Origin of the sequence: Micromonospora sp. WMMA1363 (assembly GCF_030345795.1) — a bacterium.
Taxonomy (GTDB): Bacteria; Actinomycetota; Actinomycetes; order Mycobacteriales; family Micromonosporaceae; genus Micromonospora.
The window spans coordinates 4,452,962-4,467,719 of the sequence record NZ_JAUALB010000001.1; the positions used below are offsets into that span (position 1 = coordinate 4,452,962).

At 70.9% G+C, this 14,758-nt stretch carries 15 protein-coding genes and 1 pseudogene; 11 read left to right on the forward strand and 5 right to left on the reverse strand.

The window, feature by feature from the left end; genetic code table 11:
* The first annotated feature begins 67 nt into the window (after window positions 1–67).
* Window positions 68–823: a 2-phosphosulfolactate phosphatase gene (locus QTQ03_RS20775; protein ID WP_289280924.1), complete on the forward strand. Its 756-nt coding sequence runs from the start codon at window positions 68–70 to the stop codon at window positions 821–823.
* Window positions 824–1,090: 267 nt separating this feature from the next.
* Here QTQ03_RS20775 and QTQ03_RS20780 read toward each other — a convergent pair whose 3' ends face one another.
* Window positions 1,091–2,890 carry a hypothetical protein gene (locus QTQ03_RS20780; protein ID WP_289279500.1) on the reverse strand — a complete coding sequence of 600 codons (1,800 nt, stop codon included), beginning with the start codon at window positions 2,888–2,890 and terminating at the stop codon, window positions 1,091–1,093.
* A gap of 102 nt (window positions 2,891–2,992) precedes the next feature.
* Here QTQ03_RS20780 and QTQ03_RS20785 point away from each other — a divergent pair, with 102 nt between their 5' ends.
* The 5 genes from QTQ03_RS20785 to amcA all read left to right on the forward strand — a co-directional run bounded on the left by QTQ03_RS20785 (window position 2,993) and on the right by amcA (window position 7,785).
* Window positions 2,993–3,346, forward strand: a complete 354-nt coding sequence (locus QTQ03_RS20785) for a sterol carrier family protein (RefSeq protein ID WP_289279501.1) — start codon at window positions 2,993–2,995, stop codon at window positions 3,344–3,346.
* Window positions 3,347–3,508: 162 nt separating this feature from the next.
* On the forward strand, window positions 3,509–5,095 hold the full coding sequence (gene purF / locus QTQ03_RS20790; RefSeq protein WP_289279502.1) for an amidophosphoribosyltransferase: 1,587 nt from the start codon (window positions 3,509–3,511) through the stop codon (window positions 5,093–5,095).
* Window positions 5,096–5,156: 61 nt separating this feature from the next.
* Window positions 5,157–6,308, forward strand: coding sequence for a phosphoribosylformylglycinamidine cyclo-ligase (gene purM / locus QTQ03_RS20795; RefSeq protein ID WP_289279503.1), 1,152 nt, complete (start codon window positions 5,157–5,159; stop codon window positions 6,306–6,308).
* 168 nt (window positions 6,309–6,476) lie between these two features.
* Window positions 6,477–7,580, forward strand: a complete 1,104-nt coding sequence (gene amcB, locus QTQ03_RS20800; protein ID WP_289280925.1) for a cyclophane-forming radical SAM peptide maturase AmcB — start codon at window positions 6,477–6,479, stop codon at window positions 7,578–7,580.
* Window positions 7,549–7,785, forward strand: coding sequence for a multiple cyclophane-containing RiPP AmcA (gene amcA, locus QTQ03_RS20805; RefSeq protein ID WP_289279504.1), 237 nt, complete (start codon window positions 7,549–7,551; stop codon window positions 7,783–7,785). Before amcB ends, amcA begins: the two co-directional genes overlap by 32 nt.
* Window positions 7,786–8,074: 289 nt before the next feature.
* On the opposite strand, the gene QTQ03_RS20810 is transcribed toward amcA, so the two are convergent.
* Window positions 8,075–8,290: a DUF3073 domain-containing protein gene (locus QTQ03_RS20810; RefSeq protein WP_289279505.1), complete on the reverse strand. Its 216-nt coding sequence runs from the start codon at window positions 8,288–8,290 to the stop codon at window positions 8,075–8,077.
* A gap of 292 nt (window positions 8,291–8,582) precedes the next feature.
* Window positions 8,583–9,665, reverse strand: coding sequence for a Glu/Leu/Phe/Val family dehydrogenase (locus tag QTQ03_RS20815; RefSeq protein ID WP_289279506.1), 1,083 nt, complete (start codon window positions 9,663–9,665; stop codon window positions 8,583–8,585).
* A gap of 229 nt (window positions 9,666–9,894) precedes the next feature.
* On the opposite strand from QTQ03_RS20815, the gene QTQ03_RS20820 reads away from it, so the two are divergent.
* Entirely contained in the window at window positions 9,895–10,734 is an 840-nt protein-coding gene (locus QTQ03_RS20820) for a DUF8083 family protein (RefSeq protein WP_289279507.1), read from the forward strand.
* Between the two features lie 241 nt (window positions 10,735–10,975).
* Window positions 10,976–11,185: a BldC family transcriptional regulator gene (locus QTQ03_RS20825; protein ID WP_007073996.1), complete on the forward strand. Its 210-nt coding sequence runs from the start codon at window positions 10,976–10,978 to the stop codon at window positions 11,183–11,185.
* Between the two features lie 68 nt (window positions 11,186–11,253).
* Here QTQ03_RS20825 and QTQ03_RS20830 read toward each other — a convergent pair whose 3' ends face one another.
* A complete protein-coding gene (locus tag QTQ03_RS20830) occupies window positions 11,254–11,634 on the reverse strand; it encodes a PPOX class F420-dependent oxidoreductase (protein ID WP_289279508.1) in 381 nt (126 codons plus the stop codon).
* Between the two features lie 53 nt (window positions 11,635–11,687).
* On the opposite strand from QTQ03_RS20830, the gene QTQ03_RS20835 reads away from it, so the two are divergent.
* Entirely contained in the window at window positions 11,688–12,470 is a 783-nt protein-coding gene (locus QTQ03_RS20835) for a class I SAM-dependent methyltransferase (RefSeq protein ID WP_289279509.1), read from the forward strand.
* Between the two features lie 53 nt (window positions 12,471–12,523).
* Here the strand turns inward: QTQ03_RS20835 and QTQ03_RS20840 are convergent.
* A pseudogene (locus QTQ03_RS20840) lies at window positions 12,524–12,806 on the reverse strand (hypothetical protein).
* A 309-nt stretch (window positions 12,807–13,115) separates the two neighbouring features.
* Here QTQ03_RS20840 and QTQ03_RS20845 point away from each other — a divergent pair.
* Window positions 13,116–13,973, forward strand: coding sequence for a 3-hydroxyacyl-CoA dehydrogenase family protein (locus QTQ03_RS20845; protein WP_289279510.1), 858 nt, complete (start codon window positions 13,116–13,118; stop codon window positions 13,971–13,973).
* Complete coding sequence (locus tag QTQ03_RS20850; RefSeq protein ID WP_289279511.1) at window positions 13,970–14,710, forward strand: enoyl-CoA hydratase/isomerase family protein; 741 nt, start codon at window positions 13,970–13,972, stop codon at window positions 14,708–14,710. The genes QTQ03_RS20845 and QTQ03_RS20850 overlap by 4 nt, the downstream gene beginning before the upstream one ends.
* The last annotated feature ends 48 nt before the right edge of the window (window positions 14,711–14,758 follow it).

The window sequence follows — 14,758 nt, forward strand, 5'->3', positions numbered from 1 at the left end:
ACCGGGGCGTCTGCCCCGGACTCCGGTGACTCCGAGCAGCCCCCCGCGCCCGATCAGCGCTGAGGCGTTGGCCGCGGCTGTCCACGCCCAACCTGGATCGGGCGCTCGCTTCGAGTGGGGGCTGGCGGGGGCGGCCGAGCTTGGCCGGGTCTGCGCGGTGCTGGTGGTGGTGGACGTGCTCTCGTTCACCACCACCGTGGAGGTGGCGGTCGCCCGTGGTATGCGGGTACACCCGTTTCCCTGGGGCGAGCAGGCCGCCGAATACGCAGTCCGGGTCGGCGCTGTTGCCGCGGTGGGCCGCCAGCAGACCACCCCGGAGCAGCCGTGGTCACTCTCGCCGGCGGCGCTGAGTACCGCGCCGGTCGTCGCCGACTTGGTGCTGCCGTCGCCGAACGGCTCGGCGATCAGCGCCGCGGCCAGCGCCACCGGGCTGCCGGTCGTCGCGGCCTGCCTGCGCAATGCCCGCGCCGTCGGGCGTTGGCTACGCCGTCAGGGGTACGGCTCGACGGATGCTCCGATCGGCGTCGTCGCGGCTGGCGAGCGCTGGCCGGACGGGTCGTTGCGCCCGTCGGTGGAGGACCAACTCGGTGCGGCCTGCGTGCTCGACGCGCTCTCCGGGGTGCCGGGTGGCCTCTCCGTCGAGGCGGCCGTGGCGCTGGCCGCGTTGGCCAGCACGCCGGACGTCCCGGCGGCGGTCCGGGGTGGTGTTTCTGGTCGGGAACTCGCCGAACGCGGCTTCGCCCGGGACGTTGAACTCGCTGTGCGAGTCGGCGTCTCGGACGTCGTGCCGGTGCTCTTCAGCGGCGTTTTCGCCGCCGCCTGACGGTGCTTCCCCCGATCTGTTTCCGCCCGGCGGGGTCCGTGCCGCTGCCCCTGCCTCACCGAGGCGCCCGGACCCGCTGACCCTTGCCTGTGGGGCCGGCGGCAAGCACATCGCGATGAAGCCGGAACGTCGGGGCGTACGAGACCACGACAGGCCCGGTTTCGGGTGATTGTGTCGGCCTGAGGGGTCGGGGCGTGGGGAGGCGACGGGAACGGTTGGGGCTACCTGAGCGGGACGGCTCCAACCGCGTCGCGTGTCACCCCGGTCTTAGTCGTCCAGCCAGTCCAAGCGGCGACCGCTCCGGTCGTGCGGTGGGCCGTCAGGACGACCTCGGCCGGTCTGCGCCGGGTCGCCGTAGCCACCCTGGTCGTAGCCGCGGTCGTCGTATCCGCCGCGCTGGGCTGGTGGTTCCTGCCCGTAGCCGCCCGGCTGGTCGTAGCTGCCGTACCCGCCGCGTTGGTCATACCCGCCTTGGTCATACCCGCCTTGGCCGTATCCGCCGGTCGGCTCCCCGCCCCGTCCGTACGGCGCGGGGTCGGGCTGCCCGTAGCCGGTTTCCTGCCGATACGTGCCGGTTGCGTACGGGTCGGCCGGCTCCGGGTACTGCGTGGCGTCGCCCTGGTAGCGGCCGGTTGGCTCGTCGTACCGGTCCCCGTAGGAGGGTGCTGCGCCGCCGGGAGCCGGCGGGTAGCCCGCTCCGACCGCCGCGCCGGCGGGAGCGCTGTAGCTGCTGCCGCCGTAGCCGCCGTCGGAGGAGGGCGCGGTGCCGTAGCCGCCGTCGCCCCAGCCGGCGGGAGCGCCGTACGGTTGCGGGGGAGCGCCGTACGGGTCCGGTGGGACGTCGTCGACCATCGGGCGCTGCAGCATGGTCGGGGCGTCATTGAGCCCGCCGCCGACCATCGTGGGAGTGGTCCCGGCCGGGTTGACCACCCGGGTCTGATCGTCCACGCCGTGGTAGGCGCCCCGGGCTGCCGGGACCGCGCCGGCGGCACCGACGGCGGGCGCCGGACCGCCCTCGATGGCGTCGTCGTCGTTCTGCTTACGGCGCATCCAGAGCAGCACGATCGTGCCGACACCGGCGGCCACGAGGAGGCCGCCGAGCAGGATGATCAGCAGCGAGCCGGTGCCGCCCGAGCTTTCGTTGCCGGCGTTCGCCGGCGGGGGCGCGGCTGCGGCCTCGCTTGTCTCCTCGGTGCCTTCCTCGGTCACCTCGGCACTTGGAGTCGCCTCGACACTCTCGGAAGGCGTGGCGCTCGGGGTAACCTCAGTCTTGATCGCGAGGGTGATCCGCTGGCCGGTGATGCTCTGTCCGTTGGAGGCGTTGAAGCTCTTGGTGGCGTAGATGTTGTCGAAACTCGCCCCGATGTCGAGCCGGCCGGGCGCGATCGGCTTGCTGGTCGTGCCGGTGAAGCGGTAGTTGCCGTTGTCGTCGCTGACCGTGTCGAACTTCTTGCCACTGGCGTCCTGGAGGATCACCACCGCGCTCGATACGGCGTCGCCGGTGGCCCGGTTGACGACCTTGCCGGAGATCGATCGGACCGTCTCAGGTTGCTGCGGCTGTGGGCCGCGCACCGTGATGTCCCGCTCGGCATTGCCGGACTCGCCGGCAATGGCGGCGGTGATCTGGACCTTGCCGGACTTGGTGCCACCGGCGGCGACGTTCCCGGCGACCAGGGTGACCTTGTAGGTCTTCGACCCGCCGTCGCGGTCGATCTCCTCCTCCGTGAAGGCGCAGTTGCCGTCGCAGCGGAGCTCACCGAAGGTCGTGGTGACCCGGACGTCGACCGAGTCCGAGTTCTCCGTGTCCTGCTTGGCGTTGTTGTTCGTCACCCGGAACGACAGGGTGGCCTGCTGACCGGACGTGAGGGTGCCGGAGGACAAGCCGGTGATCAGGACCCCGGGCTCGGCGGCGAGCGCCGGGGCCGCGGGGACGGTGAGCAGGGCGCCGACAACCAGCGCCACGACCACACCGGCCCGCTGCTTCCAGGCACGTCGGTGTGTTGACACGTCCACCGCCTTCCGGACTGGCTGCACCTCCACGGCCGGCGGACACCGGGCGGGGGTCATCACGGTACGAATACGCCGTCGGCAACTATGCCTTGTCTAACCGGATCAGCGCGACCCAGGGCCGGCGTGACACGCACTGTGTCCGAGTCGTATCGTCCCGTTATGCCCTCTCCGTACGTTAAATCGGCTGCCGTCGCGGCGGCGTTGTCGGCGCTCGATGAAGGACGAACGCCCGACCGGTCGGTGTTTCGGGAGGCGGTCCGTGCCTTGTTGACTACCCTCGGGGAGCGCGCCCCCGGCCGATCGGTGGAGGTGCGTGTCCCACCTTACGGTGTGGTTCAGTGCGTTCCGGGTCCCCGGCACACCCGGGGCGTCCCGCCGAACGTGGTCGAGACGGATCCGGCGACCTGGCTGCGGGTTGCCACCGGTCGGCTCGACTGGGCCGACGCGATCACGCAGGGCCGCGTGCGGGCGAGCGGGATCCGCGCGGATATCTCCGCATACCTGCCGCTGTAGCTGCGGTTGCGCGCAGCAGTGCGTGACAACGTGCAGTCAACTCGTGACTTTATGTGTTGACTTGCGTTCGCGTACACTGTCAGGCGACGACGACAGTGGTCCCGGCCGAGAGCGCGAATCCCGTGATTCCCGCCAGGCCAGTCCAGCATGAGGGAGCGGCAGGTGCCCCGAGGCGATGGCCGACTGAGCCACGACCTTGATCCCCAGCGTCCAGGCCCCCAGGACGCGTGCGGCGTCTTCGGTATCTGGGCGCCCGGCGAGGAGGTCGCCAACCTGACCTACTTCGGTCTGTACGCGTTGCAGCATCGGGGGCAGGAGGCGGCCGGAATCGCGGTCAGCGACGGCTCGGGGGTGGTGGTTTACAAGGATCTCGGCCTGGTCGCGCAGGTGTTCGACGAGCCGACCCTGGCCAGTCTGCGCGGGCACGTGGCGATCGGCCACGCGCGATACTCGACGACCGGCGCCTCCACCTGGGAGAACGCCCAACCGACGATCCGGTCCACCAGTGCGGGCACCACCATCGCGCTGGCTCACAACGGCAACCTGGTCAACACCGCCGACCTGCAACGCGAGGCCGCCGAGCGGGGGGCGGTCGCCGACCGGGCCACCAACGACACCTCCCTGGTGACGATGCTGCTCGCCAGCCGGCCAGACCGGTCGGTCGAGGCGGCCGCGTTGGAGGTGCTCCCCCAGCTGCGGGGCGCGTTCAGCTTCGTCTTCATGGACGAGTCGACGTTGTACGCGGCCCGCGACCCGCACGGAGTGCGCCCGCTGGTGCTCGGCCGGCTGGAGCGCGGCTGGGTCGTCGCCAGCGAGACGGCCGCGCTGGACATCGTCGGCGCGAGCGTGGTCCGCGAGGTCGAGCCCGGCGAGCTGATCGCAATCGACGAGGACGGCCTACGCTCCACCAGGTTCGCGTCGCCGGAGCCGAAGGGTTGCCTCTTCGAGTACGTCTACATCGCGCGCCCGGACGCCACCATCGCCGGGCGGAACGTGCACGCGGCGCGGGTGCAGATCGGTCGCCAGTTGGCCAGGGAGTACCCGGTCGAGGCCGACCTGGTGATCCCGGTGCCGGAGTCCGGCACGCCGGCGGCCATCGGCTTCGCGGCGGAGTCGGGCATCACCTACGGCGCCGGCCTGATGAAGAACCCCTACGTCGGGCGCACTTTCATCCAGCCGTCGCAGACACTGCGCCAGCTCGGTATCCGACTCAAGCTCAACCCGCTCCGCGAGAACGTACGCGGCAAGCGGCTGGTCGTGGTCGACGACTCAATCGTCCGCGGCAACACCCAGCGGGCCATCGTGCGGATGCTCCGCGAGGCCGGTGCGCTGGAAGTGCACGTTCGCATCTCCTCACCACCGGTGACCTGGCCGTGCTTCTACGGCATCGACTTCGCCACCCGGGCCGAGTTGCTCGCCAACGGGCTGGACAACGAGGGTGTCCGGCGGTCGATCGGTGCCGACACCCTCGGGTACGTGTCGCTGTCCGGACTGATCGCGGCCTCCGAGCAGCCGAAGAGCCGCCTCTGCCGAGCCTGTTTCGACGGTGAGTACCCGATCGAGCTGCCGGCCGCCAACCTGATCGGCAAGCACGTGCTGGAGGGGGTCGGCCGGCGTGTCACCGCCGAGGCATCCGAGCAGCACACCCCTCCGCTCGTCGCCACTCCGGGCGATAACGACGGTCGCGGCTCGGCGCTTCTGACGCCGCGCTCCGACCTGAGACCGTCGGCCGCCACCCACCGCCCGTAGCACCAGCCGGAGCGGTCCGGTCAGCGCCGTTCCCGCACCGGAACCACCAAAGGGGAGAACCGTGACGCACGTGTCCGAGCGCAGCGGCGCAGGAAGCAGCCCGACCGGAGCCGGCGGTGACCGTCAGCCCTGGACGGCCGGCACCGGCCGCCCGGCGCGCAAACGGACCTCGTACGCGGACGCCGGGGTCTCCATCGAGGCGGGCGATCGCGCCGTCGAGCTGTTGAAGTCCAAGGTCAAGCAGACCCGGCGGCCCGAGGTGATGGGTGACCTGGGCGGCTTCGCCGGCCTGTTCCGGCTGGACACGAAGAAGTACAAGCACCCGATCCTCGCCTCGTCCACCGACGGTGTGGGCACCAAGCTGGTCATCGCTCAGCAGATGGACATCCACGACACGGTCGGCATCGATTTGGTCGCGATGGTGGTGGACGATCTGGTCGCCTGCGGCGCCGAGCCGCTGTTCCTGCTCGACTACATCGCCACCGGTGAGGTCGTCCCGGACAAGGTGGCTGAGATCGGTGCGGGCATCGCCGATGGCTGCCGGTACGCGGGCTGCGCGCTGCTCGGCGGCGAGACCGCCGAGCACCCGGGCGTCCTTCGCCCGGACGAGTACGACATCTCCGCCACCGGTGTCGGCGTGGTGGAGGAGGGCGAGATCCTCAGCTCGGAGCGGGTCGAGGTCGGCGACGTCGTGATCGCGATGCGTTCGTCCGGCCTGCACTCAAACGGGTACTCGCTGGTCCGGCACGTGTTGCTCGGCGCCGGCCGGATGCGGCTCGATGTGGTCATCGAGGACTTCGGCCGTCAGCGCACGCTCGGCGAGGAGTTGCTCACCCCGACGAAGATCTACGCGCAGGACTGCCTGAAGCTGATCGCCGAGGCGGAGGTGCGGGTGCTCGCGCATGTCACGGGTGGCGGCATCCCGGGCAACCTGGTGCGGGTCCTGCCCGAGCACGTCGATGCTGTGGTCAACCGCTCTACCTGGAAGCCGCAGCCGATCTTCGAGCTGGTGCAGTCGAAGGGTCGGATCGAGGACGTGGAGATGGAGGCGACGTTCAACCTGGGCGTCGGCATGTTCGCGGTCGTCTCGGCAGAGGACGCCGACCGTGCGCTGGCCACGCTGACCGGCCGTGGTGTGGACGCCTGGCAGGCTGGCGAGATCATCGAGGGCACCGGCAACGTCCAGATGGTCGGCCAGCATACCCGCGGATGATTACGCGCTGCTGATCGTGTGGGCACCTGATCAGGGCTTCACCCGAGTGGCGATTGCCGCCTAGCCTGGAGGTCACGCTCAACGCTGCTGGGCACGACAGGTGCCTGGGCAGCTCCTCGGGCGTGGCAGAGGAGGGCGATGGCTGCTCGGGGACAGTCGACGAGCGGGATGCGTGGTCTGGCCACCGTTCCGACGTACGTGGTGATGCAGCCTACAACTCTCTGTAATCTCGATTGCGCTTACTGCTATCTGCCGTTCCGGTCGGTTGACCGGAGGATGCCGGTGTCGGTGGCCGCGGCGGTGGCGGCGACGGTCAACCCGTGGGCGCGCGTCGGCCGGTTCTCGGTGGTGTGGCACGGCGGTGAGCCCCTCGCCGCGGGGCGGGACCATCTCGCCGCGTTGATCGCACCGTTCGGTCCGGAAGTCGAGCACCACGTCCAGACCAACGCGACGCTGATCGACGACGACTGGTGCCGATTCTTCGCCGAACACCGGGTCCGGGTGAGCGTCAGCGTGGACGGGCCGCGGGAACGCAACGGGGATCGGGTCACCCGGGCGGGGCGGCCGGCGTACGACCGGATCGTGCGCGGCGTCGCGGCGTTGCGCCGGCACGGGCTGCCCTTCTCGGCGCTGGCCGTGGTGGGGCGGCCCGGACCGGGGCTTGCCCGTGAACTGTACGACTACTTCCTCGATCTCGGTCCCGACGTACTAGGGGTCAACATAGAGGAGACCGAGGGCGTCAACACGCGGGACAACACCCACGACGAGGAGGCGGTAAGGGCCTTCTGGGCGGAGTTGGTGGCGGCCTGGCGGCGGAACCCGAGGATCCACCTGCGTGAGATCGAGTGGTCGTTGCGATACACCGCGGCGGTGCTCGACGGTAGCGCCGGCGACCTGCTGCCCAGTCGGCTGGACCCGATCCCGACGGTCGGTCACGATGGGTCGGTGACCGTCCTGTCGCCCGAGCTGGCCGGCTTCACCGATCCTCGGTATGGCGACTTCAGCAGCGGCAACGTGCTGGTCACACCCCTGGAGCAGATCCTCGCCGACGCCGCAACGACGCCGTGGGTGGGCGAGTTCCTCTCCGGCGTGGAGGCGTGCCGCAGATCGTGCCCATACTTCGGGTTCTGTGGCGGCGGTCACGCCGCCAATCGCTACTTCGAGCTGGGGCGTTTTGACGGTACGGAGACCGAGCACTGCCGCAACAGCAAGATCCGCCTATTGGAGGGAGTGTTGGAGCATGCCCGAGACCACCAGTCACCGGCAGCCTGAGCGCGCGGCGGGTGCGGCCGGAGACGAGGTCGCCGACCGCGTTCGCGCGGCGGGTCCCGGCCTGGCCGCGCTGCTCCACGACGCTGAGGTGGCGCGGCGACTGCGCGCGGAGGTAGCGGGCGGCGACGGTGTCAGCGCGGTCTGCGCCTGGAACCACTTCGAGAACATCCCGACGTTCTACAACTGGAACAACCGTCCGCGCTGAACGGAAGGCCCGATCCGGGGCCGCTGGACGAGGTCCGGCGGCCCCGGGGCCGTGTCCCAATTCGCTGCTCGCGGGGCAGGACCCCGGCGGTTGCGGTTTCGGCCGGATACGACGCCGTATCCGGCCGAACCGTCGGCTGCCGGACCGATTCCTGGGCCGCACGTGTTCCTGGGCCGCACGTGGGGCCGGGACTCCGGGCGTGGGCCCGGACGTCCGTCAGGACTCCGCTGGCGGACGGGCACATGCGTGAGCACGCGGAGCTTGCCGCGTGCTCAGATGCGACCGGGGGTCAGCGGTTCGGACGGACCCAGGGGTCCGGGTCGTCGTCCGCGTGGTCCTCGTCATCGTCGTCGACATACTCGTTGTAGTCGTCGTCGAAGTCGTGGTCCGACTTGCGGCTGCCGCCGAGTTCTCGCTGCAAGGCGGCGAGGTCGGTGTTCGGGGAGTGGTACTTCAGCTCCCGGGCCACCTTTGTCTGCTTGGCCTTAGCACGGCCGCGCCCCATGGCTCGACCCCCTCGCACAGAATGCGGGGCAGCCCGAAGGCGGGCCCCGATGACGTCAGGCATCTCTCGTGGTTCTTACGGTACATGGGGATGCCGTCGTTCGGCACCTCGGGTTACCGTCGACCGGGCTCCGCGCGTCGCGGTGGTCCAGTCGTCACTCAGTGTACCTGGTAAGGACCGGTCTCCGGGCTTGCCCGTGACGCCGGACGAATCGCCTCGAAATACAGCTTAACGGCGCCGCCCGCTGTCCGAGGACCGGGGGCGGAACCGGCCGGCGCCGCCCCCGGGCCGATCAGGCCAGGTGAATCGTGCGCAGTCGGCCGACCTCGGCCATCCGCCGCTCGGCCAGCCGGTCCGCCGCCACCGCCGGGGGCACGCCCTCGGTGTCGGCGAGCCGGAGGATCTCCCGGGTGGTGTCGTAGATCTTCGTGGCCCGCAGTTTGGCCCGCTCGAAGTTGAAGCCCTCGATCTCGTCGGCGACCTGGATCACCCCGCCGGCGTTGACCACGTAGTCCGGCGCGTAGAGGATGCCACGATCGGCGAGCACCTTCTCGATGCCAGGGTGGGCGAGCTGGTTGTTGGCCGCGCCGACGACCGCCCTGGCGCGCAGCGCCGGCACCGTGTCGTCGTTGAGCGCGCCGCCCAGCGCGCACGGGGCGTACATGTCGATGTCGGCGGCGACCAGCTTGGCGGCGTCCTCGACCAGTGTCACCTGCGGGTGGGCCGTTCGGGCCCACTCCAGGGCCCTGGGGTCGACGTCGGTCGCCACGACCTCGGCGCCGTCCTCCAGCAGGTGGCTCACCAGGTACTTGCCGACCTTACCCAGGCCGGCCACGCCGACCCGCTTGCCGTGCAGCGTCGGAGCGCCCCAGATGTGCTCAGCCGTCGCGCGCATGCCCTGGAAGACGCCCCAGGCGGTGAGGATGGAGGAGTCGCCCGCGCCGCCGTGCTCGACGCTGCGACCGGTCACGTACCGGGTCTCCCGGGCGATGACGTCCATGTCGGCGACGTAGGTGCCGACGTCGCAGGCGGTGTAATAGCGCCCACCCAGCGACTCCACGAACCGGCCGTACGCGCGCAGTAGCGCCTCGCCCTTGACCTGTTCCGGGTCGCCCCAGATGACCGCCTTGCCGCCGCCCAGGTCCAGACCGGCGAGGGCGTTCTTGTAGGCCATGCCGCGGGACAGGTGGAGCACGTCGGTGAGGGCGGCCTCCTCGCTGGCGTACGGGTAGAATCGGGTGCCACCGAGCGCGGGGCCCAGCGTCGTGGAGTAGATGCTGATGATCGCCTTCAGGCCGGTCTGCTTGTCCTGGCAGAACACGACCTGTTCGTGGCCGGTCGACCCCGGGTCGTCGGCGGTGGCGAATACGCCCATGACTCGCTCCTGGTGTGGTGTGCGGCCTTGTGGGCCGTGGACCTGTGGACGCCGGCGGGATGGTGCCGGTGTCGCTGAGCCTAGTATCGGCCGACGTCGCCTCGACCGGCCCGGACGCCTGGGTCCGTAGGCCGGGACCGGCCAGTCCACGCGTCACCGGCCGTCGGCTTCCATGCGCTTGGCTCGGTGCCGCCGGAGCAGCAGGTCCGACTCGTGGGAGGATCGCGCCGTGCCGTCGCTCTTCGCTTCATACCTTCGGGTGTACGAACCGTTGACCGCCTTCGATCGAGATCGCCAGTCGTACTGGCGGCGCTATGTCGAGCAGGGACGCGCCGTCGCCCCGGGGGAGGGCCCGAGACGTCAGCAGGCGTCGGTGATCGAGGCGCTCGGCGCGGGCTGGACCCGCCTGCCGGACCCACCCGACGAGGCGTACGTCCTGGAGACCGACGAGACCCTGCTGATCTGCCCGTGGAACCTGCGCATCCGGGTGGCGGAGGCGGCGCTGAGCGCGCGGGACGGCGTCCCGCCGGTGCTGGCCGACGCCTTCGTCCCGCCGGTGCTCGCCGGGCAGGCCAAGGCGGTGGTCGACGACTGGCGCAGCGGGGCGCGGGTGCTGGAGCACGGTGTCCCCCGGGTGCACGAGCAGATCGCGACCTGGGGCGTGCCGCTGCGATGGTTCGTCCTCTTCGATCCGGAGGAGCGGCACCACGTCACCCGGCCGGACCTGCGGGCGTTGCGGTATCGGACCGAGATCTCCAAGGCTCGCCGCCGTTCGTCCCGGGCCCTCGCCGTGTTGCGGAAGTCGGTGGGTGCCGCGCCGATCACGGAGGCCGTGGAGGAGGCCGCCCGGTGGCTCGAGGAGTTCCATCCCCGATCGGTGGTGGAGTTGGACTACGGCGGGCTGCTCGAACTGCTCTCGGACGAGACGCTCGCCGCCGACGACTCGCCGGAATTGGTCGCGGCCGGCCTCGCCGGCCTGTCCCGGGGCGAGGCGGAGGAGGCGTCGGCGGCGTACGACAAGTTGGTTGCGCGGTGGCGTGCGGTGCAACTGCTGGAGCGGTGCAATTAGCCCCAAACCGGCGAGTTACCCGAGAGTAGGTTGTAGTTGGCGCATCGCCAAGCGTGATCATGAGTCCGAATAAGATGCGTTCTGCTACGTAAAAGACGCATAATTCGGTCATGGTTCATCCGTCCGTCTAGGGACGTCCGGCCGTTCGGCCCATGTCGGACATCGGGGACTAGCCGGACCATGGGAGACGCGTCGGCCGGCGGGACCCCGGCCGATGTCTCTACATGTGGAGGAGTGACCCATGGCATCGCGAACGCACGAACCGGAGCCGCTGCTCACGCCGGCCGAGGTGGCGTCGATGTTCCGTGTCGACCCGAAGACGGTGACCCGGTGGGCCAAGGCCGGCAAGCTGAGCGCCATCCGAACCCTCGGGGGGCACCGTCGGTACCGGGAGTCGGAGGTCAGGGCCCTGCTGCAGGGGCAGATCCCGCAGCAGCGTCAGGGGGACTGACCGGCCGGCAGTCAACAGACGATGTGCGAAAGGGCGGCGGACAGTGGTCCGCCGCCCTTTCGCACGATTCAGTCGTTCAGCGTGACCCGGATGCCCACGGTGCCCTGCTCCCCTCGGCGCAGCCGGCTGCCGAGCAGGGTGAGGCGGCCGAGCAGGCGATACTTCTGCTTGATCAGGCCCCGGACCCGTCGGGTGCCAGCCACATCCGACAGCGTGGCGTAACCGGACACGGCTAGGCCGTGCGGTCGGCCCCGGACGTCGCACGGCGCGACCGTCACGTCGCCGCTGCGGCGGATCCGCTTAACCTTGCCGGAGTCGGCCACCGTCCAGACCGCGAGCGCCTCGCCGTCGCGGACCGCCCACACCGGGGTCGGCACCGCCCGACCGTCCTTTCGGAAGGTCGTGAGCAGTATGTACTTCTCCGTCGCGAGACGGTCCAGCGTGGTCACGCCGACAGGATAGACCGCTGCGGCCGGCTGACCGGGCGGTTAGCGTGAAGACCGTGACCTGCGAGCCACAGATCGGCGACGTGTTCGGAGAACTGCTTCGTGACGCCCTCGCCGTGGCGACCGGGGTCGGTCCCCGGCCGCTCGCCGGCGGTCGGCTCCCCCGTCCGGTCATCGAGATCATCGAGCGGGACGACGGTCTGGTCAACGGCGCACCGGCGGCGCACTACCTGGACCGGCCGGAACGCTGGCAGCCGTATGACCATCGAGCGGTCGACCGGGTGCGGGGTGCGACCCTGGACGTCGGCGTCGGGGCGGGTCGGATCGCGCTGCCGCTCCAGGAGCGCGGTGTCCCGGTGACCGGACTGGACACCTCCACCGGCGCGCTGGACGTGTGCCGACGCCGGGGCGTACGCGACCTGGTGCACGGCACCGTGGACGCGCACGCCGCCAGCGGACGGCGCTACGACACGTTCCTGCTGCTCGGCAACAACGTCGGGTTGCTCGAAGGGCGCGGGCGGGCACCCGGCTTCCTCGCCGCGCTGGCTGCGCTGGCCAGGCCCGGCGCGCAGGTCATCGCGCAGGGCACCGACCCGTACGGCACCCGCGATCCGGTGCATACCGGGTACCACGAGCGCAACCGCCGCCGGGGACGCCTCGGTGGGCAACTCCGGCTGCGGCTGCGCTACCGCGAACTGGGCACGCCCTGGTTCGACTACCTGGTCTGCTCGCCGGACGAGCTGGCCTCGTTGGTGCGTGGCAGCGCGTGGCGGCTGGCCGACGTGGACGACCGGGACGCGCCGTACTATCTCGCGACGCTCCAGCTGCGCGGGCGTTGACGGACCCCCCGGACACACCCATCGGTCGAGAAGGGGCCCCGCCACCAAGCCAGCTACCTCGTTGGGGGAAGCTGCTCTGGGGGTAGGCCGCCGTCGCCGTCGACCACCGCGTCCGGGGTGCCGTCCTCGTCCAGGTCGACCATCGTCACATCCACCTGGCCGTCGTGGTCGGTGTCGAACTGGAACAGGTCAGCCTTTGCCGTCGCCGTCGGTGTCCACCACCCAGACGTCGGTGCGGCCGTCGTTGTTGGTATCCGCGCGCAGCATCTCCACCCGCACCTCACCGCGCGTCTCGATGGTGCCGGCCGCGTCAGTGTTCTCCGGTCGCTGACTCATCTCGTCCTCCCTCGATCAGTGGTCGGAAACGTACCCGGACCGTCGCGCCGTCACGCATGCCGCCCCGCACCGGCCGTTGCCCTGCTGAGAGGTGGGCCGCCCAGGTCCGGCGCAGGCCGGCGACGGTCCGCCCGACCCGCCCTAATAGGGTCGCCCCAGTGAGCGAGTCGAATAGGCGGAGGGGCGCGGGCGACTCCCGTGTGGTGCCGCCGGAGGCAGGGAGGGCGTCATGAGCGAGCGTCAGCGAGCGAATCATCAACGCGGTGCCTCAGTGCCTCGTGCCGGCACGCAGCGAAGCGGAGTGCCGGCATGAGCGACCGCTGTGTCGTTGTCGGAGCCGGCACGATGGGGCTCGGGATCGGGTACGTGGCCGCCGGCGTTGGGTACGCGGTGGAACTGGTCGACGTCGACCGGGCCCGGGGCGAGGCCGCGATGGAGCGCCTGGGTGAGCTGTGGGACCGGGCAGTGAGCCGCGGCAGGCTGACCACCGAGCAAGCCGGCGCCAACCGGGCGCGGGTGACCCTGCGGGGAACCCTCGCCGAGGTCGCCGAGGGGCCGGACGTCGTGGTGGAGGCCGTGCCGGAACGGGCTGACCTCAAGCGGACCGTGCTGCGGGAGGCCGAGGCGTTACGCCCGGCGCTGCTCGGCAGCAACACCTCCAGCATTTCGATCGCCGAACTGGCCGAAGGGCTGGCCGCGCCCGACCGCTTCGTCGGCCTGCACTTTTTCAACCCGGTCTGGGCGATGGCACTGCTCGAGGTCGTGGTCGGTCCGGCCACCGCCCCGGAAACCACCGACGCGGCCGTAGCGCTCGCCGGGCGGCTGGGCAAGGACCCGGTGGTCGTACGCGACCTGCCCGGCTTCGCCACCTCCCGGCTCGGGGTGACGCTGGGCCTGGAAGCGATCCGGATGGTGGCCGACGGCGTCGCCGACCCGGCCGACATCGACAAGGCGATGGTCCTCGGGTACCGGCATCCGGTCGGGCCGCTGGAGCTCACCGACCTGGTGGGGCTGGACGTCCGGCTCGACATCGCGCGGACGCTCCAGGCCGCTTACGGCGATCGGTTCGCGCCGCCGCCGCTGCTGGTCGAGATGGTGGCCACCGGGAAGCTGGGCAAGAAGTCGGGCCAGGGCTTCTACCGATGGGCGAACGGGGTGAAGGCGTGAGCGGTCTGCGGGTCGAGGGACACGCTGACCGGGTGGTTGCCACGCTGAGCCGTCCCGAGAAGCGCAACGCCATCGACGCCGATCTGGTCCGGGGCCTGCACGAACTCTGCGCCGACCTGGAGAACCGGCCCCGGCTGCTGCTGCTGACCGGCGGTACCGACGGCATCTTCGCCGGCGGGGCGGACATCGGGCAGCTGCGCGAGCGGGGCCGCTTGGATGCGCTCGCCGCGATCAACTCCGCGGTGTTCGCTCGGATCCGGGCGCTGCCCATGCCAACCGTGGCGGCCGTGGACGGGCCGGCCCTCGGCGGCGGCGCCGAGCTGGCGTACGCCTGCGACCTGCGGGTCTGCACCGCGCGCGCGGTCTTCGGTCAGCCCGAGGTGCGCCTGGGCATCTTGGCTGGTGCCGGCGCGACCCACCGGCTGCCGGCGCTCGTCGGCGAGGCACGGGCCAAGGAGCTGCTCTTCACCGGGCGGCGGGTGGACTCCGCGGAGGCGCTGCGGATCGGCCTGGTCAACCGGGTGGCGGCCGAGCCGGCCGAGCTGCTGCCAACGGCCCACGGCCTGCTGGACGAGATGACGAAGGGGTCCGCCCTGGCGTTGCGGCTTACCAAGCTGGCGGTGGACGCGCCGACCGCCGCCCACCCGCAGCTGGATCTGGTCAGCCAGGCGGTGCTCTTCGAGGACGAGGAGAAGCACCGGCGGATGACAGAGTTCCTCGAGCGTCGGCGGTCCTGACCCGGAGCGGCCGTACCGGGAATCCTGGTACGGCCGCGCTCTTGTCGG